The organism is Streptomyces sp. NPDC055287 (genome assembly GCF_053646035.1).
In genome coordinates, this window is record NZ_JBSHNE010000132.1 from 1 (window position 1) to 1418 (window position 1418).

Genomic DNA, 1418 nt, shown 5'->3' on the forward strand with positions numbered 1-1418 from the left:
AAACGGCCTAGTAGTGCTTCGTTACGTCGTGTGATCTTGCCAGGTGAGGGGCAGCTTCTGGTTATGAAGCTGGGGGAGGTGGAACGGCTCCGGGGTGAGTTGGCGGAGTTCGTTGCTGATGTATTCGGTTCGTTGGTGCGGCGGGATCAGCGGCGGTGGGGGGAGTGTTATGTGCGGGGTCTGATGCTGGACGGTCGGCGCAAGTCGATCCAGCCGATGTCCGAGCGTCTGCCGGACGGAAACATGCAGGCTTTACAGCAGTTCGTGAACCAGTCGCCGTGGCAGTGGGCGCCGGTGCGGCAGCGGATCGCCGAGCGATTGTGTGAGGCGATCCGGCCTGAGGTGTGGGTAGTTGACGATGTGTCGTTTCCCAAGTGCGGCAGGGCTTCGGTGGGGGTGGCCCGGCAGTACTGCGGAGCGTTGGGCAAGCGGGCGAACTGCCAGGTCGCGGTCAGCGTGCATGCGGCCACCGACACGGCATCGTGTCCGCTGGAGTGGGAGCTGTTCCTGCCCGAGGAGTGGACGGCGGACGACAGCCGGCGGCAGCGGGCCGGCGTCCCGGACGAGGTCGGGTATGTGTCCAAGACCCGTCTGGCCCTCAAAGTGCTCGACGGGCTCGCCGAGCAGGGTCTTGCGGTGCCGGTGATCGTGGCGGACGCCGGTTATGGCCGCAGCGTCTCCTTGCGCCTCGCGCTGGAAGAACGCGGCTGGTCCTACGTCATGGCGGTCGACCCCAAGGAGATCGCCCGCCCGGCCGCGGCCGAGCCGTATCAGCCCGTCTATGGCGGGCTGGGGCCGCCGACACTGCCCCGCTATCGCGAGCCTGCCCGACCTTTGAGCACGTTCATCGACACGGCTACCGCGTTTGAGGAGGTCGTCTGGCGGCAGGGCAGCAAAGGGAGGATGACCTCGCGCTTCGCCTTGATCCAGGTGCGGCCGTCGGGCAAGGAAGCCTGCCGCACCGCCCAGGAACAGGCAGGTGGACGCAGCCGGTGGGACGGCGTTCTGCCGCTGAGAACCCTGCTGGTCGAACAACCCGACGACGCGGACGAGCCGACCGGTTACTGGATGACCAACCTGCCCGGCACCACATCGATCGCCGACTTGGTGCGGTGGGCCAAGATGCGTTGGCGCATCGAGCACGACTACCGCGAACTGAAACACGGTCTGGGCCTGGACCACTTCGAAGGCCGCACCTGGCGCGGCTGGCACCACCACGTCACCCTCGTCACCGCCGCCCAGGCCTTCCTCACCCTCCGGCGGCTCGACCCAAAAGCCCACACGCCGGTCTGACCCTCTACCAAGTCCTGGACACCCTCCAGGACCTGCTGAGGTGCTGGACCGGCACCTGCACCACCTGTGGCCGCCCGCTCACCACAAGAAGGACCAGACCTAGAAACCTAACGAAGCACTACTAG

Annotated in this window: 1 protein-coding gene; it reads left to right on the forward strand. The window is 66.5% G+C overall.

Annotation, left to right across the window (positions count from 1 at the left end):
• Window positions 1-63: 63 nt before the first annotated feature.
• A complete protein-coding gene (locus ACWIHY_RS40340; RefSeq protein WP_454381743.1) occupies window positions 64-1293 on the forward strand; it encodes an IS701 family transposase in 1230 nt (409 codons plus the stop codon).
• The last annotated feature ends 125 nt before the right edge of the window (window positions 1294-1418 follow it).

What these genes read in the sequence shown, in the direction of transcription:
- ACWIHY_RS40340 (WP_454381743.1), top strand. Translation starts at nt 64, where the DNA reads ATGAAGCTGGGGGAGGTGGAACGGCTCCGGGGTGAGTTGGCGGAGTTC.